At 62.3% G+C, this 16,969-nt stretch carries 22 protein-coding genes; 9 read left to right on the top strand and 13 right to left on the bottom strand.

The window, feature by feature from the left end; all coding sequences use genetic code 11:
- Positions 1 to 75 precede the first annotated feature (75 nt).
- Positions 76 to 1,428 (top strand): formimidoylglutamate deiminase, encoded by a 1,353-nt coding sequence (locus NKI41_RS06875; RefSeq protein WP_352682122.1) that lies wholly within the window; start codon positions 76 to 78, stop codon positions 1,426 to 1,428.
- The gene (gene hutC / locus NKI41_RS06880; RefSeq protein WP_352682124.1) at positions 1,425 to 2,186 is read left to right on the top strand and encodes a histidine utilization transcriptional repressor HutC; all 762 of its coding nucleotides are present in this window, start codon (positions 1,425 to 1,427) and stop codon (positions 2,184 to 2,186) included. The genes NKI41_RS06875 and hutC overlap by 4 nt, the downstream gene beginning before the upstream one ends.
- Before the next feature lie 163 nt (positions 2,187 to 2,349).
- On the opposite strand, the gene NKI41_RS06885 is transcribed toward hutC, so the two are convergent.
- Positions 2,350 to 2,694: a RidA family protein gene (locus NKI41_RS06885; RefSeq protein WP_023674415.1), complete on the bottom strand. Its 345-nt coding sequence runs from the start codon at positions 2,692 to 2,694 to the stop codon at positions 2,350 to 2,352.
- A 211-nt stretch (positions 2,695 to 2,905) separates the two neighbouring features.
- Here NKI41_RS06885 and aztA point away from each other — a divergent pair, with 211 nt between their 5' ends.
- The 4 genes from aztA (at position 2,906) to NKI41_RS06905 (ending at position 6,019) form a co-directional block, all read left to right on the top strand.
- The gene (aztA, locus tag NKI41_RS06890; RefSeq protein WP_352682126.1) at positions 2,906 to 3,718 is read left to right on the top strand and encodes a zinc ABC transporter ATP-binding protein AztA; all 813 of its coding nucleotides are present in this window, start codon (positions 2,906 to 2,908) and stop codon (positions 3,716 to 3,718) included.
- Positions 3,718 to 4,593 carry a zinc ABC transporter permease AztB gene (gene aztB, locus NKI41_RS06895; RefSeq protein WP_352542391.1) on the top strand — a complete coding sequence of 292 codons (876 nt, stop codon included), beginning with the start codon at positions 3,718 to 3,720 and terminating at the stop codon, positions 4,591 to 4,593. The genes aztA and aztB overlap by 1 nt, the downstream gene beginning before the upstream one ends.
- Positions 4,594 to 4,615: 22 nt before the next feature.
- Complete coding sequence (gene aztC, locus NKI41_RS06900) at positions 4,616 to 5,557, top strand: zinc ABC transporter substrate-binding protein AztC (RefSeq protein ID WP_352473647.1); 942 nt, start codon at positions 4,616 to 4,618, stop codon at positions 5,555 to 5,557.
- A 123-nt stretch (positions 5,558 to 5,680) separates the two neighbouring features.
- Positions 5,681 to 6,019, top strand: coding sequence for a protein tyrosine phosphatase family protein (locus NKI41_RS06905; RefSeq protein ID WP_352473646.1), 339 nt, complete (start codon positions 5,681 to 5,683; stop codon positions 6,017 to 6,019).
- 262 nt (positions 6,020 to 6,281) lie between these two features.
- Here NKI41_RS06905 and NKI41_RS06910 read toward each other — a convergent pair whose 3' ends face one another.
- Positions 6,282 to 6,749 carry an Lrp/AsnC family transcriptional regulator gene (locus tag NKI41_RS06910; protein WP_352682128.1) on the bottom strand — a complete coding sequence of 156 codons (468 nt, stop codon included), beginning with the start codon at positions 6,747 to 6,749 and terminating at the stop codon, positions 6,282 to 6,284.
- A 141-nt stretch (positions 6,750 to 6,890) separates the two neighbouring features.
- Here NKI41_RS06910 and hppD point away from each other — a divergent pair, with 141 nt between their 5' ends.
- Both hppD and NKI41_RS06920 read left to right on the top strand, forming a co-directional pair.
- Positions 6,891 to 8,003, top strand: a complete 1,113-nt coding sequence (gene hppD / locus NKI41_RS06915; RefSeq protein ID WP_352682130.1) for a 4-hydroxyphenylpyruvate dioxygenase — start codon at positions 6,891 to 6,893, stop codon at positions 8,001 to 8,003.
- Between the two features lie 50 nt (positions 8,004 to 8,053).
- Positions 8,054 to 8,278 carry a type II toxin-antitoxin system Phd/YefM family antitoxin gene (locus tag NKI41_RS06920; protein WP_352682132.1) on the top strand — a complete coding sequence of 75 codons (225 nt, stop codon included), beginning with the start codon at positions 8,054 to 8,056 and terminating at the stop codon, positions 8,276 to 8,278.
- A 19-nt stretch (positions 8,279 to 8,297) separates the two neighbouring features.
- Here NKI41_RS06920 and NKI41_RS06925 read toward each other — a convergent pair whose 3' ends face one another.
- Genes NKI41_RS06925 through hmgA form a run of 8 tightly spaced genes read right to left on the bottom strand, consistent with a single transcriptional unit; the run spans position 8,298 to position 13,321 of the window.
- A complete protein-coding gene (locus NKI41_RS06925) occupies positions 8,298 to 8,609 on the bottom strand; it encodes a BrnA antitoxin family protein (protein WP_352457131.1) in 312 nt (103 codons plus the stop codon).
- Positions 8,596 to 8,850, bottom strand: coding sequence for a BrnT family toxin (locus NKI41_RS06930; RefSeq protein WP_352682134.1), 255 nt, complete (start codon positions 8,848 to 8,850; stop codon positions 8,596 to 8,598). Before NKI41_RS06930 ends, NKI41_RS06925 begins: the two co-directional genes overlap by 14 nt.
- Positions 8,851 to 8,900: 50 nt before the next feature.
- Positions 8,901 to 9,449 (bottom strand): DinB family protein, encoded by a 549-nt coding sequence (locus tag NKI41_RS06935; protein ID WP_352682136.1) that lies wholly within the window; start codon positions 9,447 to 9,449, stop codon positions 8,901 to 8,903.
- Positions 9,450 to 9,453: 4 nt separating this feature from the next.
- Positions 9,454 to 9,747 carry a hypothetical protein gene (locus NKI41_RS06940; protein WP_352682138.1) on the bottom strand — a complete coding sequence of 98 codons (294 nt, stop codon included), beginning with the start codon at positions 9,745 to 9,747 and terminating at the stop codon, positions 9,454 to 9,456.
- Positions 9,744 to 10,766 (bottom strand): fumarylacetoacetate hydrolase family protein, encoded by a 1,023-nt coding sequence (locus tag NKI41_RS06945; protein ID WP_352682140.1) that lies wholly within the window; start codon positions 10,764 to 10,766, stop codon positions 9,744 to 9,746. The genes NKI41_RS06940 and NKI41_RS06945 overlap by 4 nt, the downstream gene beginning before the upstream one ends.
- A 17-nt stretch (positions 10,767 to 10,783) precedes the next feature.
- Complete coding sequence (locus tag NKI41_RS06950) at positions 10,784 to 11,137, bottom strand: hypothetical protein (protein ID WP_352682142.1); 354 nt, start codon at positions 11,135 to 11,137, stop codon at positions 10,784 to 10,786.
- Positions 11,134 to 11,997, bottom strand: coding sequence for an MBL fold metallo-hydrolase (locus tag NKI41_RS06955; RefSeq protein WP_352682144.1), 864 nt, complete (start codon positions 11,995 to 11,997; stop codon positions 11,134 to 11,136). Before NKI41_RS06955 ends, NKI41_RS06950 begins: the two co-directional genes overlap by 4 nt.
- Positions 11,998 to 12,007: 10 nt before the next feature.
- Positions 12,008 to 13,321 carry a homogentisate 1,2-dioxygenase gene (gene hmgA / locus NKI41_RS06960; RefSeq protein WP_352682145.1) on the bottom strand — a complete coding sequence of 438 codons (1,314 nt, stop codon included), beginning with the start codon at positions 13,319 to 13,321 and terminating at the stop codon, positions 12,008 to 12,010.
- Positions 13,322 to 13,474: 153 nt separating this feature from the next.
- On the opposite strand from hmgA, the gene NKI41_RS06965 reads away from it, so the two are divergent.
- On the top strand, positions 13,475 to 13,912 hold the full coding sequence (locus tag NKI41_RS06965; RefSeq protein ID WP_352473669.1) for a MarR family winged helix-turn-helix transcriptional regulator: 438 nt from the start codon (positions 13,475 to 13,477) through the stop codon (positions 13,910 to 13,912).
- A gap of 30 nt (positions 13,913 to 13,942) precedes the next feature.
- Here the strand turns inward: NKI41_RS06965 and NKI41_RS06970 are convergent, their stop codons facing one another.
- From NKI41_RS06970 to NKI41_RS06980, 3 genes are read right to left on the bottom strand one after another with little or no spacing between them, the layout of a single operon-like run.
- Complete coding sequence (locus NKI41_RS06970) at positions 13,943 to 14,566, bottom strand: DUF4304 domain-containing protein (RefSeq protein WP_352473634.1); 624 nt, start codon at positions 14,564 to 14,566, stop codon at positions 13,943 to 13,945.
- 18 nt (positions 14,567 to 14,584) lie between these two features.
- A complete protein-coding gene (gene tdh, locus NKI41_RS06975) occupies positions 14,585 to 15,619 on the bottom strand; it encodes an L-threonine 3-dehydrogenase (RefSeq protein WP_352473633.1) in 1,035 nt (344 codons plus the stop codon).
- Between the two features lie 48 nt (positions 15,620 to 15,667).
- Positions 15,668 to 16,855, bottom strand: coding sequence for a glycine C-acetyltransferase (locus tag NKI41_RS06980; protein WP_352617758.1), 1,188 nt, complete (start codon positions 16,853 to 16,855; stop codon positions 15,668 to 15,670).
- Positions 16,856 to 16,969 lie beyond the last annotated feature (114 nt).

The following is a 16,969-nucleotide window of genomic DNA, read 5'->3' on the forward strand; positions in this document are numbered from 1 at the left end:
ACGATTATGTATATACATATGAAAAGGCACTGCAAGCGCTATCATCGCACGGCAGACCGGGATTTGGAGAAAAACGTGACAGCAATCTTTGCAGAACAGGCGCTTCTGCCCGACGGCTGGCACAGCAATGTGCGGATCGTCATCTCCGACGGCAGGATCGCCACGGTCGAGGCGAATACCTCGCTCCTGCCCGGCGACGAGCGCCGTGCCATCCTTTTGTCCGGCATGCCGAACCTGCACAGCCATGCCTTCCAGCGCGGCATGGCCGGCCTTGCTGAATTGCGCGGCCCTTCCGCCGACAGTTTCTGGAGCTGGCGCGAGGTGATGTACCGTTTCGCGCTGTCGATGACGCCGGACCAGGTCGAGGCGGTCGCGGCCCAGCTTTATGTCGAGTTGCTGGAGGCCGGGTTCTCGCGCGTCGGCGAGTTTCACTATCTCCACCACGACCGTGATGGCCGGCCCTATGCTGACATCGCCGAGATGGCGCAGCGCATTGTTGCCGCAGCGTCCGAGACAGGCATCGGGCTGACTTTGCTGCCCGTGTCCTACGCGCATTCCTCTTTCGGCGGCGCTGCGCCAAATGAAGGCCAGCGCCGGTTCATCAACGATGTGAACCAGTTCTCGCGGCTTGTTGACAAATGCCGAGACTCCATTCGCGCGCTGAATCAAGGCGTCGTCGGCGTCGCCCCGCACAGCCTGCGTGCCGTGACACCGGAGGAACTGGAAGACATCACGGTGATGGCGCCGGAGGGGCCGATCCACATCCACATCGCCGAGCAGATGAAGGAGGTCGAGGACTGCCTTGCCTGGTCCGGGGCGCGGCCGGTCGAATGGCTGCTTGCCAACGCCAAGGTCGACCGGCGCTGGTGTCTCATCCACGCTACGCACATGACCGAGACCGAGACGGTGCAAATGACGAAAAGCGGCGCCGTTGCCGGCCTCTGCCCGATCACCGAGGCCAATCTCGGCGACGGCACCTTTGCCGCGTCCTTGTTCATGCAGCATGGCGGCCGCTTCGGCATCGGCTCGGATTCAAACGTACTGATCGGCCTGCCGGACGAGTTGCGGCAGCTCGAATATTCGCAGCGCCTCGCCCACCGCGCCCGCAACGTGCTGGCGGTGGCCGGTGGCTCGACCGGCCGTGCTTTGTTCGATGCAGCGCTCGATGGTGGCAGTGCCGCGTTGGGCGCCGGCCTCTCGCAGATCGCAGCAGGTGCCTCGGCCGATTTCGTCTCGCTCGACGGCAAGCATCCATCGCTGGCCGGCAAGACGGGCGATGCAATCCTTGATGCCTGGATTTTTGCCAACGGCACCAAGGTCGATTGCGTCTGGGTGTATGGCAAGAAACTGGTCAGCGGCGGCATGCATGCCAGGCGCGATGCCATCGCCGAGCGCTTCCGCAAGGTGATGACGGCGCTTTCGGCATGAGCATGATCGGGACAATAAGCGCGGATTCCGGAAGCGCGGACGGCGGCGAGGTTCTTTCGCTGCACCAGCGCATCCTGTCGGACATCAGCGAACGGATCCTGTCGGGTGCCTGGGCGCCCGGCCACCGCATCCCGTTCGAGCATGAACTGACGGCCGAATACAGATGTTCGCGCATGACAGTGAACAAGGCCCTGTCGCAACTGGCCAAGGCCGGGCTGATCGAGCGCCGGCGTCGCTCGGGCAGTTTTGTCCGCCAGCCGCAGTCGCAGGCAGCCGTTCTCGAAATCCACGACATCCGGATCGAGGTCGAGGCACTTGGCCTGCCCTACCGCTATGAGCGCATGGCGCGAAACAGAAGGCGCAGCAGCGCCGACGACCGCGCCCTGCTGGAACTCGACGTCGCCGGGCCGGTGCTGGTGCTGGAATGCCGGCATTTCGCCGGCAAGCGGCCGTTCGCCCACGAGCAGCGGCTGATCAATCTGGCCGCCGTGCCGGAGGCTGTCGAAGAGGCGTTTTTCGACACGGCGCCCGGTCCGTGGCTGATCGGGCGCGTGCCGTGGAGTGCCGCCGAGCATCGGATTCGCGCCGTTGCCGCCGAAAAGCACATCGCGGCGGCGCTCGACATCCAGACCGGTGCGCCGTGCCTGGTGATCGAGCGGCGGACATGGAGCGCCGAGCACCCCGTCACCCATGTCCGGTTCACCTATGCGGCAGAGAACCACACGCTGGTGGCGCGGTTCACGCCGTCAAGGGGGTAACCCTCCCCCTCGAGGGGAGGGTCGCGGAGCAAATTGCCGCATGGCGGCATTTTGTGACGCGGGGTGGGGTCGGTGCAACCTCGCCGACCCTACCCCGTCTCGCAGTCTCCGCTTCGCTCCGACTACTCGCCGACCCTCCCCTCGAGGGGGAGGGTAAAGACCCTCAAATCGCCGCGGTAACAATAATCTCGACCAGATATTCCGGTCCGGCAAGTTTCGCTTCGCCGGTGGCGCGGGCCGGCGTGTTGCCTTGCGGCACCCATTTGTCCCACTCCGCGTTCATCTCGGCAAAGGTGCTCATGTCGGCCAGCCAGATGATCGCCTGCAGGATCTTGGTTTTGTCGGTGCCGGCCTTGGCCAGCAATTCGTCGATCGCCGCCAGAATGTCCCTGGTCTGGGCACCGACGTTTCCGCCCGGCTTGCCGACCTGACCGGCCAGATAGACGGTGTTGCCGTGGATGACGATCTGGCTCATGCGCGGGCCTACATCGATACGACGAATGCTCATTGGATATTCCTTCTCCTCTTGTCGCTGCGCCTGTTTAGGGGCCGGGTTCGCCGGGGGCAAGGCCGCTCGAGCGGAACTTCTTGAGCCAAGCCAAAGCACACAACAAGACGGCCCGGCCGCAATTCCGCCCGATTGGCTTGTTGACTAATGTAATAACATCACATATCGAATCCGCCCCTGCAGCACCGATCATCGCCCCATGGATCGTCACATGAGCCAAACCTGCCTGACCTTCCGCGACCTGACGCTGGGCTACAATAGCCATCCTGCGGTCCACCACCTCAATGGTACGATCCGCAAGGGATCGCTGACGGCGGTCGTCGGCGCCAACGGCTCCGGCAAGTCGACGCTGATGAAGGGCATTGTCGGCGTCCTGAAGCCGATGGCCGGCGCGGTGATCCGGGCGCCCGGCGTACGCGCCGCCTATCTGCCGCAGCAATCGGAGCTCGACCGCTCCTTTCCGGCCCGGGTCGTCGACCTGGTTTCGCTTGGCCTGTGGCCGCGGCGCGGCATGCTCGGCCGTTATACGAGGGAAGACCGCGACTCGGTCAGCAAGGCGCTGATGGCCGTCGGCCTCGGCGGCTTCGAGAAGCGCCCGATCGACACACTGTCGGGCGGCCAGCTGCAGCGCACGCTGTTTGCCCGCGTGCTGTTGCAGGATGCCGAGCTCATCCTGCTCGACGAGCCGTTCAACGCCGTCGATGCCAAGACGGTCGGCGACCTGATCGCGCTGATCAAGCGCTGGCACGGCGAGGAACGCACGATCATGGTTGTGGTCCACGATCTCGATCTGGTGCGGCAGAATTTCCCCGAAACACTGCTCCTGGCGCGCCAGCCGATCGCCTGGGGCGAGACCAAAGAGACGCTGCGGCCTGAGAATCTGTTGCGCGCGCGCCGCTTCCACGAAGCCTGGGAGGACAACGCGCCATGGTGTGAGCCCGGCGAGCATGATCACGAGCACGGTGGCCACGAGCACAGCCATGACCACGAGCATTATCACGGCTCCGGGCCGAGGGCAGCATGATGGAGGTGCTTTACGGTCTGTTCGTCGCTCCTTTCGCCGACTACGCCTTCATGCAGCGGGCGCTTGCCGGTTCGATGATGCTGTCGCTCGGCGCCTGCCCGGTCGGCGTGTTCCTGATGCTGCGGCGCATGAGCCTGTCCGGCGATGCCATGGCGCATGCCATCCTGCCGGGTGCCGCCGCCGGCTTCCTGTTCTATGGCCTGGAGATCCTGCCGATGACGATCGGCGGACTGATCGCCGGCATCATCGTGGCGCTCGGCGCCGGCGCCGTCTCGCGCTTCACCATCCAGCGCGAGGACGCCTCGATGGCGGCCTTCTACCTGATTTCGCTGGCCATCGGCGTGCTCATGGTGTCGATCCGCGGCTCCAGCGTCGATCTCATGCATGTGCTGTTCGGCACCGTGCTGGCGCTCAACAACGAGGCGCTGACGCTGATCGGCGGCATCGTCGTGGTGACGCTGGTCAGCCTCGCCACCTTCTGGCGGGCGCTGGTCGCCGAATGCCTCGACCCTTTGTTCCTGCGCTCGGTCAGCCGGATGGGCAGCCCGGTGCATTTCATCTTTCTCGGCCTCGTCGTGCTCAACCTCGTCGGCGGCTTCCAGGCGCTCGGCACCTTGCTGTCGGTCGGGCTGATGATGCTGCCGGCAGCGGCGGCCCGCTTCTGGACCTCGCGCGTCGAGCCGATGTGCGTGCTGGCCACAGTAATCGGCTTTGCCTCCTGCATTGCCGGGCTGCTGTTGTCCTACCATGCGTCATTGCCCTCCGGCCCGGCCATCATCCTGTCCGCCGGCGTCGTCTATTTCGCCTCGATCCTGTTCGGCACGCGCGGCATCCTGCGCGCCCGCATCGTCCATCACCGCCACAGAACTGCCTGATCCCAACAAGGAGAAACTGTCCATGCTGAAATCGATCCGCGCCGCTTTGGCCGTGAGCGTTATAACATTAACCGCCTTTGGCGCATCTTCGGCCTTCGCAGAGCCGTTGAAAGTGGTCGCCAGCTTCACGATCATCGCCGATTTCGCCAAGAATGTCGGCGGCGACCGCATCGATCTGACCACCATCGTCGGGCCGGACGGCGACGCCCACGTCTACGAGCCGAGCCCCGCCGATGCTGTGACGATGGCCAAGGCCGACATCGTGCTGGTCAACGGCCTGCATTTCGAAGGTTTTCTGCAGCGCCTGGTCGACGCCAGCGCCACCAAGGCTTCGATTGCCGTGCTGACCAAGGGGGTCACGCCGATCAATTTCAAACCCGAATTCGCCGAGGCCGATGCCGCCGAAGGCGCGGAAACCGATGGCGGCAAGACGGTCACCGATCCGCATGCCTTCCAGTCGATCGCCAATGCCAAGATCTATGTGAAGAACATCGCCGACGCCTTTTGCACGGCCGACGCTGCGGGTTGCGACAGCTACAAGGCCAATGCAGCCGCTTATACGCAAAAGCTCGAGGCGCTTGAGGGCGAAGTGCAGGCGGCGATCCAGTCGATCCCGCAGGAGAAGCGCGTCGTCATCACCTCGCATGACGCCTTCGGCTATTTCGAGCAGGCCTACGGCTTGACGTTCCTGGCCCCGGAAGGCGTGTCGACCGAGTCGGAGCCCTCCGCCGCCGACGTCGCCAAGCTGGTCAGCCAGGTGAAGCAGGACAAGGCGGCGGCGATCTTCGTCGAGAACATCACCAACCCGCGGCTGATCGAGCAGATCGCCAGCGAGACCGGCATCAAGGTGGGCGGCACGCTCTATTCCGATGCGTTGTCGCAGCCCGACGGCCCGGCCGCGACCTATATCGACCTGATGCACAACAACATCGCCCAGATCAAAGGCGCGATCCTCGGCAGCTGAGCTGTCTAGTCACTCCATCCGGTCGGGCTGAAATTGCCCGGCCGGATTTCTATCTAATGGCGGTTGCCGACCGGGTCCGGGAGTGGCAAGACTGCCGCTAGCCAGATTGTGAGGACCCCAGCCATGGAATACCGTCAGATCAGCGAGGACTATTCGGTCTCCGGCCAGATCCAGCCCGAAGATGTCGCGACCATCAAGGCCGCCGGCTTCAAGAGCGTGATCTGCAACCGGCCAGACGACGAGCAGCCCGGCCAGCCATCGGCCGACACCGTCAAAGCGGCAGTCGAGGGCGCCGGGCTCGCCTTCCGCTACATCCCTGTCATCAGCGGCCAGATCACCGCCGAGAATGTCGAAGACCAGGCCGAGGCGCTTGACGAACTCGAAAGCCCGGTCTTCGCCTATTGCCGCTCCGGCGCCCGCTGCACCAATCTCTATGGGCTGATCAAGCAGTCGAAGGGGTGAACGGCCTCACGTTCCGAGCGGAAGAAGTCAAGTTCCGCACTGTGGCGATCCTTCACACCCCCCTCTGTCCTGCCGGACATCTCCCCCTCAAGTGGGGAGATTGGATGTCGCGTTGGCTTTCGCCAATTTTCAGCGTTGCGGAGTGGGCAGCGAGGTCAGAGCTGCCAATCTCCCCACTTGAGGGGGAGATGGCCGACAGGCCAGAGGGGGGTGCTGTCCTGGGTGCTGTCCCTCCGCCATATCTAACGAAAAGCCGTCTGGGCTAAATCGGCAGCGCGCCGGTTTCCTTCAATGTCTCAAGCACGATCGCCGTCTTCACATGCTGCACCGATTCGTGCGGCAGCAGCACGCCGTTGACGAACTCCGACAATGATTTGAGGTCGGGCGTCACCACTTTCAATATATAATCCATCTCGCCGGTCAGCGCGTGCGCTTCCTGCACTTGCGGCAGCCGCGCCACCAATTCGCCGAAGCGCCGCGCATTGTCGCGGTTGTGGGTGGCGAGCGTCACCGAGATGACATTGACCAGGGAAAAACCGAGCTTGTCGCGGTCGAGCACCGCCCGGTAGCCCTTGATATAGCCGTCCTCCTCCAGCCGCTGGCGACGACGCGAGCATTGCGACGCCGACAGGTTCACCCGTTCCGACAGATCGTTGTTGGTCAGCCGTGCATCGCCCTGCAGCAGAGCCATTATCTTGCGGTCAAACCGGTCGATGCGCGCGTCATCCATGGATTTTTCCAAACATATGCACAATTCACGCATTATCTGATCATTTCAAGCGTTTGAATGCAAGCACCATGCACCGCGTCCGCGTTATCATTGTGTTGAGATGGCTTTTCCCGGCCAACAACAGCTTTGGAGGACACTGCCATGGGTCCCTTCCCGCACGACGCACCGCCCGCCACGATCAGCAAAACCAATCCCGCCGGTACCGACGGCTTCGAGTTCGTCGAATTCGCGCATGCCAAACCGGAAAAGCTCGCCGAACTGTTCACCCGCATGGGCTATGTGCCGGTGGCCAAGCACCGCAGCAAGGACATCACCGTCTGGCGGCAGGGCGACATCAACTATGTCGTCAATGCCGAACCCGGCTCGCATGCCATGAAATTCGTCGACAAGCACGGCCCTTGCGCCGCCTCGATGGCGTGGCGGGTGGTCGATGCAAGGCATGCCTTCGATCACGCGGTGGCCAAGGGCGCGACGCCCTATGAAGGCAACGACAAGACGCTCGATGTGCCGGCGATCGTCGGTATCGGCGGATCGCTGCTCTATTTCATCGAAACCTACGGCGAGAAGGGCTCGGCTTACGACGCCGAGTTCGACTGGCTGGGCGAGCGTGACCCGAAGCCGGAAGGCGTCGGCTTCTATTACCTCGACCACCTCACCCACAATGTCTATCGCGGCCAGATGGACAAATGGTGGGATTTCTATCGCGACCTGTTCGGCTTCAAGCAGATCCATTTCTTCGACATCGACGGCAAGATTACCGGCCTGGTCAGCCGCGCCATCACCTCGCCCTGCGGCAAGATCCGCATTCCGCTGAACGAGTCCAAGGACGAGACCAGCCAGATCGCCGAATATCTGAAGAAGTATAATGGCGAGGGCATCCAGCACATCGCCGTCGGCACCGACGACATCTACGGCGCCACCGACAGGCTGGCCGCCAACGGCCTGAAGTTCATGCCGGGCCCGCCCGAGACCTATTACGACATGTCTTATGCCCGCGTGAATGGGCACGAAGAGCCGATCGAGCGCATGAAAAAGCACGGCATCCTGATCGACGGCGAAGGCGTCGTCGATGGCGGCACCACCAAGATCCTGCTGCAGATCTTTTCCAAGACGGTGATCGGCCCGATCTTCTTCGAGTTCATCCAGAGGAAGGGCGACGAAGGCTTTGGCGAGGGCAACTTCCGCGCTTTGTTCGAATCGATCGAGCAAGACCAGATCAAGCGCGGCGTGCTGAAGGTGCAGGCGGCGGAGTAGGCTGCACCAGACTTCTTGCGATTCGGTCAGTAGTAGCTCAGACTCTGGCCATGAACATTCCAATCGCAGAGGCCAAGGCAAGATTGTCGGAACTCGTCAACCGCGCGGAAGCTGGCGAAGAGATTGTGATTACCCGTTACGGCAAAGTCGCGGCTCGCCTCGTGCCGCCGGCCGTGCCCGAGTCCCTCCCTCGCATCGGCGCCATGAAGGGCAAAATCAGGATTGCCGACGATTTTGACGAACTCGGTCCCGAATGGGACGGGTATGCCAAATGACGCTGTCACAGGCAAACGTCTATTTGGCGAGGCCGGCGGCTTTGCGCAGAATCTCGTTGATGCGGCTCTGCCAGCCGGGGCCGCCGGCACGAAAGCGGGCGACTACGTCACTGTCGAGACGGAGTGTTACCTGCTTCTTCGGATTATCGAGAGCCGGCCGGCCGCGCGAACGGCGAATGCTTTCGGCAAGCTCAGGGAACGCTTCGGCGAAAGGACGAGCGTTTCGAAAATCCTCCTCTGTCCATTCCGGATTCTCCGAAACGGCTTCCCAATCTTCTTTGCTGTAGCCGCGACCAGCTTCGAACTCGGTGCGCACCTTACGCTTTGCCATTGAACAATCTCCTTTCCGCGGGACTTGCCGGGCGCACCGAAATTATCGAGATGCCCTCGGAACCGAGCCGGGCAACCACCGCAACGATGCCATCGATGATCCCGCCAATTGCCATGAGACGTCCGGCCTTGGCAGTGCGGATTGTCGAGGCAAGAAAAAACTCGTCACCAAGCGCCGCAAAATCCACGCCGTGCCTGTCAATGTTGGCCAACCGTTTTGGTTCGTTCCAAACGATCTTCATCAGAATTTATGTACCTACAATAATTAAGTCAATAATTTTCGTAACTACAACTAATTGCGACCTTCGAGCACCAACCTCTCGACCTCGGCTTTCCTGAGTGTCAGATCATAATCGAGGAAAAACTCGTCGAGTTGCGGCGGTTTCACCGAGGTGCCGGACTGCATCGCGTGCACCTGGCCGCGATGATGGATGTCGTGGATGAAGAGATGGGCGAGCAGGTCACCGATCCGTTCCGGTATCATGCCGTCCTCGCGCCGGTCGGTGAGAACGCGGCGCTCGAGATCGTCCGCCGACAGGCGGCCGCAAAAGGCGATCAGCCGCCGATCGGCCTCCGCCTGTGCAACAAAAAGCGCCTTGGCATCATTGAACGGCACAAAATCGTCATGGGCGGCGGCGCCGACGCCGCCCTCTTCGAGAAAATCGAGATAGAGGTGATCGACCGCCAGGATGTGGTTCAGCGTTGCCTTGATCGACGGAAAGAAGCTCGTCCGTTCGGCTTCGAATTCGCCGGGCTCAAGCTGCAGCACGGCGCGGTAGAGCCGGTCGTTCGACCACAGATTGTTGGCTGCCATGCGGCGGAAATGGTTCAGCAGGTCCATGACTTCACGGCGCGACCCGGAATAGCGACACACCCGCCCATAGAAGCGCAAACCCAGCCAAAACAATCAGCAGCAGCCCGATCATGTGCCGCCGCATGGCTTGCGTTTCCTGGTCCAGCGCGACATTCGTGTTGGTGACGGTGTGAAACATCATCGCCTTGCGCGGCAGGCCGCTGCGGTTGGTCAGGCCGGGCGAGCGCGCCTCGATGCGATAGCTCAGGCGGATCGCCTGGATGAAGATCGCCAGCATGACAAGGGCCCAGACACCGCACAGCAGATAGAATGTCTCGCCCGTCATTCTCTTGCCCCCTCGTACTTCTCGACCCTCTGCTCGATGGCGCCGAAGATCGAATGCCCACCCCTGTCCTTCATCTCGATGCGCACGCTATCGCCAAAGCGCAGGAACGGCGTTTTCGGTTCGCCGGTTTCGATGGTCTCGATCATACGCAGCTCGGCGACGCAGGAATAGCCGGCGCCGCCCGCCGAGACAGGCTTGCCCGGCCCGCCGTCGAGCTTGTTGGAGACGGTGCCCGAACCGACGATGGTGCCGGTGGCCAGCGGCCGCGTTTTTGCGGCGTGAACAATCAGCGCCGGAAAGTCGAAGGTCATGTCGATGCCGGCGTTCGCCCGGCCGAACGGCTTGCCGTTGAGATCGACCAGCAGCGGCAGGCTGACCTTGCCGCCGTCCCAGGCATCGCCCAGCTCGTCCGGCGTCACCGCAACCGGCGAAAAGGCAGATGACGGTTTCGACTGGTAGAAGCCGAACCCCTTGGCGAGCTCGGGTCCGGTCAGGCCGCGCAGCGTTACATCGTTGACCAGCATGACCAGCCGGATCGCCGCCCGCGCCTCATCGAGGCTTGCGCCCATCGGCACATCGTCGACGATGACGGCGACCTCTCCTTCCATGTCGATGCCAAGGGTGTCGTCGACCATGCGGATCGGGTCGCGCGGTGCGAGGAAAGCGTCCGAGCCGCCCTGGTAGATCAGCGGATCGGTCCAGAAGCTTGCCGGCATCTCGGCACCGCGCGCCTTTCGCACCAGCTCGACATGGTTCACATAGGCCGAGCCGTCGGCCCATTGGTAGGCGCGCGGCAGCGGCGAATGGGCGTCGTGCTCGTGAAAGCGGGCGGACGGTACCGCATTGTTTTCCAACGATTCCGCCATGGCAGCGAGATGCGGGGCGATGCGATGCCAGTCGTCGAGCGCGGCCTGCAGCGTGCGCACCAGGAACGAAGCATCGGTAAACCGCGTCAGGTCGCGCGAGACGACGACGAGCTTTCCATCGCGCGTCCCGTCCTTCAATGTGGCAAGCTTCATGCGTCCTCCCTATGCGTTTATTCGTAGTATTTGCCGGCATAGATAATTCTGGCCGCGGCTCTCCAGGGATTGTCATTTGCCAGCAACGCCGGGTCGCCGCGCCGACTGTCTTCGGTCCAGGTGACGGCCCAGGCGACTGCCGATTCGAGAAAGGTGCTGATCGAGCCGTTGTACCAACCGTTCCAGCCGGGATCGGATGGTCCCGGCATCGCAGTCTCCTTGCGGTCGGCGTCTTCCCGATCCCTCCTCAACGCATCGAGGAACCGGACAAAAGACGGCAAGTCTTCCACTCTGTCGAGAAACAAGGAGAGCTGCGCCCAGGATGTCTCCTCGGATTTGCCCACCTCTTCCCAAAGCTTGTCTTTGGTCACGTCTCACTCCCAAGCCCCACAACAAGGCCGTCGCGGGCGATCGTCAAGTCGCCGGCCCATGTTTTCCTGACGGCGGCAATCCAGTCGGCCTCGCCGATCTCGGGATCGTCGGCCGGAATGAGGTGGTTGACGACCAGTCTTTTGACGCCTGCGTCGCTGGCGATGCGGCCCGCCTCCTCGGCAAAGCTGTGGCTGGCAAGCAGGTGTTCCCTCAGCCTTGCGCCGTTGCCGGTCTTCGCGACCAGCCGCTCGATACCCACTTCCAGCATGGCCTCGTGGACCAGTATGTCGGCGCCTTGGGCGAAATCCGCCAATGGCGGAAAGAACGCCGTATCCGACGAAAAGACGGCGCCTTGCCCCGCATGATCGAAGCGCAGCGCAAAGCAATCCGTCACCGGCGGGTGGTCGACGCGCAGCGCCGATATTTTGAGACCGCGCTCTTCGGCCACCTGGCCTTCACCAAATTCGACGATCGAAACCTGGTCGCGGAGATCCGGCCTGCCTTCATCGGCGATGCGGATCTCGATATCGAATTCCATTGCCTGGCAAAAGCGCTGCCAATAATGGCCGATGCCGGGCGGGCCGAACAAAGTGACGGGCGCCGCCAGGCCGGCGGTCCAGGCGGTGTGGATGAGAGGTCCGAGTTCCAGAACATGGTCGGAGTGCAAATGCGTGATGAAGATCAGGTCGAGCGCCTTCAGGCTGATGCCGGCATCGGTCAGCCCGCGCGTTACGCCCAGCCCGCAATCGACGACGATGGTGCGGCCGCCAATCTCCAGCAGCGACGAACTCGGCCACGGGCCGCCCGGCCGCAGCGCCGGGCCACCCTTCGAACCCAGAAGCACCAGACGATCCGTCATGCGACGGCGCTCAAGACCAGTCGCCCTCTGGCGTGCCGTTGAAGCGCTTCTTCAGGCCGGCCCAGCAGTCGATGTAATTGTCCTGCCGGGTTTCGACCTCGGCGCCATAGCGGGTCACCATTTGCGGAAAGCGTGTCTCGAACATGAAGGCCATGGTGTTGTCGAGCTTGACCGGTTTCAGCTCCGCTCGCGAGGCTTTTTCGAAGCCAGAGGCATCGGGTCCGTGAGCCAGCATCATGTTGTGCAGGCTGATGCCGCCGGGCACGAAGCCCTCTTCCTTGGCATCGTACTGACCATGTATGAGGCCCATGAACTCGCTCATGATGTTGCGGTGATACCAGGGCGGGCGGAACGTATCTTCGGCGACCAGCCAGCGCGGCGGGAAGATGACGAAATCGATATTGGCGGTGCCTTCCTCGCCGCTCGGCGCGGTCAGCACGGTGAAGATGGATGGATCGGGATGATCGAACAGGATCGCACCGACCGGCGAAAAGGTCGCAAGATCATATTTGTAGGGCGAATAATTGCCGTGCCACGCCACCACATCCAGCGGCGAATGGTCGATTTCGGTGACATGGAACTGGCCACACCATTTCGCGATCAGCCGACAGGGCGTGTCCTTGTCCTCGAACCAGGCGCAGGGCGTCTTGAAATCGCGCGGATTGGCCAGGCAATTGGCGCCGATCGGGCCGCGATCCGGCAGCGTCAGCTTGGCGCCGTAATTCTCGCAGACATAGCCGCGCACTTGCGGATCGACCAGTTCGACCTTGAACACCAGGCCGCGCGGCAGCACGGCAATCTCGCCCGGCCTGAGTTCGATAACACCCATCTCGGTGACGAAGCGCAAGGCTCCAACCTGCGGTACGACCAGCAACTCGCCGTCGGCGTTGAAGAAATGATCGTCGACCATCGAGCGATTGGCGACATAGACGTGTGCCGCCATGCCGGTCTGGCCGAGCACGTCGCCGGCGGTGGTGATCGAGCGCATGCCGGCGATGAAATCGGTCGGTTCCTTCGGCATCGGCACGGGGCTCCAGCGATACTGGCCGAGTGCGAGCTGATGGTCGCCGACGTTCGGCGCGCTTTTCCAAAGCGGATAATTCGCCGCTTTGAAGCGACCGGTGTGCCTGACGCTGGGCCTTATCCGATAAAGCCAGGAGCGCTCATTGGTGCCGCGCGGCGCGGTGAAAGGAGAGCCCGAAAGCTGCTCGGCATAGAGGCCGTAGGCCGGCCGCTGCGGCGAGTTTCGCCCTTGCGGCAGCGAGCCCGGCAGAGTCTCGGTCTCGAAGTCGTTGCCGAAACCCGGCATGTAGGAATAGGCCATGGAATCCTCCCGAATTCATGGTCTCGGAGCATCGTTTGCGCATCCGCAAGGATGCTCCGAGTTGACCATACCGGTTTCATTTGTAACCATTGAAAATGTAACCATCAACGGTGATTTCGGCATGAGCCGCCAGCATGCCAGTCAGGGCCAACCATGGAAATCCTCGAGCTGGAATCCTTCCTGCCTTACCGGCTCTATCGGCTTGCCGATGCCGTCAGCCGCGAATTCTCAAGGATATACAAGGACCGCCACGGCCTGACCCGGCCCGAATGGCGCACGCTTGCGGGACTTGGACAGCACGGCACGATGACGGCGACGGCGCTCGGCGAGCAATCGGCCATGCACAAGACCAAGGTTTCGCGCGCGGTCGCCGAACTCGAGCGGCGCCGCTGGCTGACCCGCACGCCAGACGAGAAAGACCGTCGCGTCGAGCATCTGACGCTGACCAAAGCGGGGCTTGCCGCCTATCGCGAAATGGTGCCGCTGGCGAAGGAGTTCGAGCGGGAGCTGCTGGAGAGGCTTGGTGCGGAAGAGCGGGCGGCGATTGTCAGTGGGGTAGCGGCGCTGGAGGCAAAACTCACAGTGGGTTGAAATCCTCCATGGGTTTGACCGTCGTAGAAATCAGATCGCTATTGCGGCAGGTAACGCTCCTAGACCGTAGTAGGCGCGTTCGGCTACAATGAAGCCTCTGACACGGCTTCGAAATGCTATCGGATCATCGATGTAGCCCAAGAGAAGCTGCGCCTGCGAAGCCGCATGTCTCTGAGCGCTTTCAAACAGCCGCCTTGCCGTTTCAAAATCACCAGCCAAACCGGCCGCCACCCCGGCGTGGAAGGCCGCCCACTCGCCGTAGGCGCCCGGCTGCAATTCATTCACGAGGATTGTCGCTGTCGCCTGCACGGAAGGGAACATTGATCGGTGAACCCGATCGATTTCGACGGCCTTCTTGGCCATTTGATCAACCGCGAGCAGAAACTGTGCCGGGCTCTCGAACGGAACGAACTGTCCAATGCGCTGAGGACGATCGAAGGTAACTGTTTCAGGGAGCGAACCCCAGAGCCAGTGGACTGCTACGTTAAGGTAAGTGCCTTTGGACCAAGAGCTGGGCTGGAACTCGACTACACTTAGCCAGAAGCCGCGATCGGCGATCCAGATTCGAGACTTCCCTTTGCGTTGAAATCCGGCGGGCTTCAGTCCGATCTTTGCCTGCGAGGCAATGATGCGACCGTGCTCACTATCCGCCATCTTGCACCGCTATATGCCTCACCAATCCATCACCACCTTGCCGGAATTGCCGCTCTTCATCGCTTCGAAGCCGGAAATATAGTCGTCGATGCCGATGCGGTGGGTGATCAGGCCGCTGACGTCGAGAGGACCCTGCACCAGCGCGATCATCTTGTACCAGGTCTCGAACATCTCGCGGCCGTAGATGCCTTTCAGATGCAGCATCTTGAAGATGACCTTGTTCCAGTCGATCTCGAAGCCGGTCGGCGCGATGCCGAGAATGGCGATCTTGCCGCCATTGTTCATGGTGTCGATCATGTCGCGGAAGGCAGGTGCGGCGCCCGACATTTCAAGGCCGACGTCAAAACCCTCGGTCATGCCGAGCGCCGGCATCACGTCGCGCAGCTTTTCCTTCGACGCATCGACGACATGCTGGACGCCGAGCTTTTTCGCCAGTGCCAGGCGCACCGGGTTGATGTCGGTGATGACCACTTTTCGCGCGCCAACGCACTGCGCCACCAGTGCACCCATGATGCCGATCGGCCCGGCGCCGGTGACCAGCACGTCCTCGCCGACGAGATCAAAGGACAATGCGGTGTGAACCGCATTGCCCAAAGGATCGAAGATTGCCGCGATCTCGTCCGGCACATCGTCGGGGATGGGCACGACATTGTGCTGCGGGATCGCAAGGTATTCGCCAAAGGCGCCCGGCCGGTTGACGCCGACGCCGAGCGTGTTGCGGCACAGATGCCCCCTGCCCGCCCGGCAGTTGCGGCAATGGCCGCAGACGATATGGCCTTCTCCGGAAACCCGCTGGCCGAGTTTGTACTCGGTCACCGCCGTGCCGAAATCGGCGACGGTGCCGACAAACTCGTGACCGGTTACCATCGGCACCGGCACGGTCTTTTGCGCCCACTTGTCCCAATTGTAGATGTGTACGTCGGTGCCGCAGATCGCCGTCTTCCTGATCTTGATCAGCACGTCGTTCGGACCGATTTCCGGCACCGGCACTTCTTCCATCCAGATGCCCGGCTCGGCCTTGGCCTTGACCAGCGCCTTCATCATGTTCGACATTCTTTTGTCCCCAGAACCTTAGTCGCTTGAATCTCTTGATCCGGCCGCTCAGGAAATCACGCCGAGTTCGCGACCGACTGCGGCGAACGCCTCAACCGCGCGTTCGATGTCGGCGCCGGAATGGGCGGCCGACATCTGCGTGCGGATGCGCGCCTGGCCCTTCGGCACCACCGGGAACGAGAAGCCGATGACATAGATGCCGCGCTTCAGCATCCGCGCCGCCACTTCCTGCGCCAGCGTCGCGTCGCCCAGCATCACCGGGATGATCGGATGGTCGGCGCCGGCCAGAGTAAAACCGAGCTTGCCCATCTCGGAGCGAAACCGCGCCGCATTGGCATATAGGCGCTGGCGCAACGCATCGCCATTGCGGATCATCTCGAAAACCCGGATCGAAGCGCCAGCGATCGCCGGCATCAGCGTGTTGGAAAACAGATAGGGGCGCGAGCGCTGGCGCAGCCAGTCGACCACCTGCTTCCTGCCCGACGTGTAGCCGCCGGACGCGCCACCCAATGCCTTGCCCAGCGTACCGGTGATGATGTCCACCCTGCCCTCGACGCCGCAATGTTCGGCCGAGCCACGGCCGTTCCTGCCGACGAAGCCAACAGCATGGCTGTCGTCGACCATGACCATCGCATCGTATTTGTCGGCGAGGTCGCAGACGCCTTTCAGATTGGCGATGATGCCATCCATCGAGAACACGCCGTCGGTGGCGATCAGCCGGAACCGACAGTCGCGCGCCTCTTTCAACCGCGCTTCCAGATCGGCCATGTCGTTGTTGGCGTAGCGGAAGCGCTTTGCCTTCGACAGCCGTACCCCGTCGATGATCGAGGCGTGGTTCAGCGCATCGGAGATGACCGCATCCTCCTCGCCGAGCAGCGTCTCGAACAGGCCGCCATTGGCGTCGAAGCAGGAGCCGTAGAGGATGGTGTCCTCCATGCCGAGGAAGTCAGAAATGGTCGCCTCGAGCTGCTTGTGTTCTTCCTGCGTGCCGCAGATGAAGCGCACCGATGCCATGCCGTAGCCGTACCGGTCGAGCGCCTGCTTGGCCACCTCGCGCAGTTCGGCGCTGTCGGCGAGGCCGAGATAATTGTTGGCGCAGAAATTCAGCACCTTCTCGCCGCCGACCTCGATCTCGGCCGATTGGGTCGAGGTTATCACCCGTTCGGATTTGTAAAGGCCGGCCGATTTCAGTCCTTCAAGCTCGCTGTCGATGTGGGAAAGGAATGCTTCGGTCATGATCAGGCCCTGTTGAGATCGATGAGGACTGTCGCGCCGCGCGGACGAAAAATCCATCGCAAAAGCGACCGCTTCGGTGGCGGCAATGGCACGGCAGAGGCCACGATGTTCAAA

Origin of the sequence: Mesorhizobium sp. M0601 (assembly GCF_040320845.1) — a bacterium.
Classification (GTDB): domain Bacteria; phylum Pseudomonadota; class Alphaproteobacteria; order Rhizobiales; family Rhizobiaceae; genus Mesorhizobium.

Bases quoted from the DNA above. Each gene is read 5' to 3' on its own strand.
- hutC (WP_352682124.1), top strand. From the start codon at position 1,425: ATGAGCATGATCGGGACAATAAGCGCGGATTCCGGAAGCGCGGACGGC.
- NKI41_RS06885 (WP_023674415.1), bottom strand. From the start codon at position 2,694: ATGAGCATTCGTCGTATCGATGTAGGCCCGCGCATGAGCCAGATCGTC.
- aztA (WP_352682126.1), top strand. From the start codon at position 2,906: ATGAGCCAAACCTGCCTGACCTTCCGCGACCTGACGCTGGGCTACAAT.
- aztB (WP_352542391.1), top strand. From the start codon at position 3,718: ATGGAGGTGCTTTACGGTCTGTTCGTCGCTCCTTTCGCCGACTACGCC.
- aztC (WP_352473647.1), top strand. From the start codon at position 4,616: ATGCTGAAATCGATCCGCGCCGCTTTGGCCGTGAGCGTTATAACATTA.
- NKI41_RS06905 (WP_352473646.1), top strand. From the start codon at position 5,681: ATGGAATACCGTCAGATCAGCGAGGACTATTCGGTCTCCGGCCAGATC.
- NKI41_RS06910 (WP_352682128.1), bottom strand. From the start codon at position 6,749: ATGGATGACGCGCGCATCGACCGGTTTGACCGCAAGATAATGGCTCTG.
- hppD (WP_352682130.1), top strand. From the start codon at position 6,891: ATGGGTCCCTTCCCGCACGACGCACCGCCCGCCACGATCAGCAAAACC.
- NKI41_RS06920 (WP_352682132.1), top strand. From the start codon at position 8,054: ATGAACATTCCAATCGCAGAGGCCAAGGCAAGATTGTCGGAACTCGTC.
- NKI41_RS06925 (WP_352457131.1), bottom strand. From the start codon at position 8,609: ATGGCAAAGCGTAAGGTGCGCACCGAGTTCGAAGCTGGTCGCGGCTAC.
- NKI41_RS06930 (WP_352682134.1), bottom strand. From the start codon at position 8,850: ATGAAGATCGTTTGGAACGAACCAAAACGGTTGGCCAACATTGACAGG.
- NKI41_RS06935 (WP_352682136.1), bottom strand. From the start codon at position 9,449: ATGGACCTGCTGAACCATTTCCGCCGCATGGCAGCCAACAATCTGTGG.
- NKI41_RS06940 (WP_352682138.1), bottom strand. From the start codon at position 9,747: ATGACGGGCGAGACATTCTATCTGCTGTGCGGTGTCTGGGCCCTTGTC.
- NKI41_RS06945 (WP_352682140.1), bottom strand. From the start codon at position 10,766: ATGAAGCTTGCCACATTGAAGGACGGGACGCGCGATGGAAAGCTCGTC.
- NKI41_RS06955 (WP_352682144.1), bottom strand. From the start codon at position 11,997: ATGACGGATCGTCTGGTGCTTCTGGGTTCGAAGGGTGGCCCGGCGCTG.
- hmgA (WP_352682145.1), bottom strand. From the start codon at position 13,321: ATGGCCTATTCCTACATGCCGGGTTTCGGCAACGACTTCGAGACCGAG.
- NKI41_RS06965 (WP_352473669.1), top strand. From the start codon at position 13,475: ATGGAAATCCTCGAGCTGGAATCCTTCCTGCCTTACCGGCTCTATCGG.
- NKI41_RS06970 (WP_352473634.1), bottom strand. From the start codon at position 14,566: ATGGCGGATAGTGAGCACGGTCGCATCATTGCCTCGCAGGCAAAGATC.
- tdh (WP_352473633.1), bottom strand. From the start codon at position 15,619: ATGTCGAACATGATGAAGGCGCTGGTCAAGGCCAAGGCCGAGCCGGGC.
- NKI41_RS06980 (WP_352617758.1), bottom strand. From the start codon at position 16,855: ATGACCGAAGCATTCCTTTCCCACATCGACAGCGAGCTTGAAGGACTG.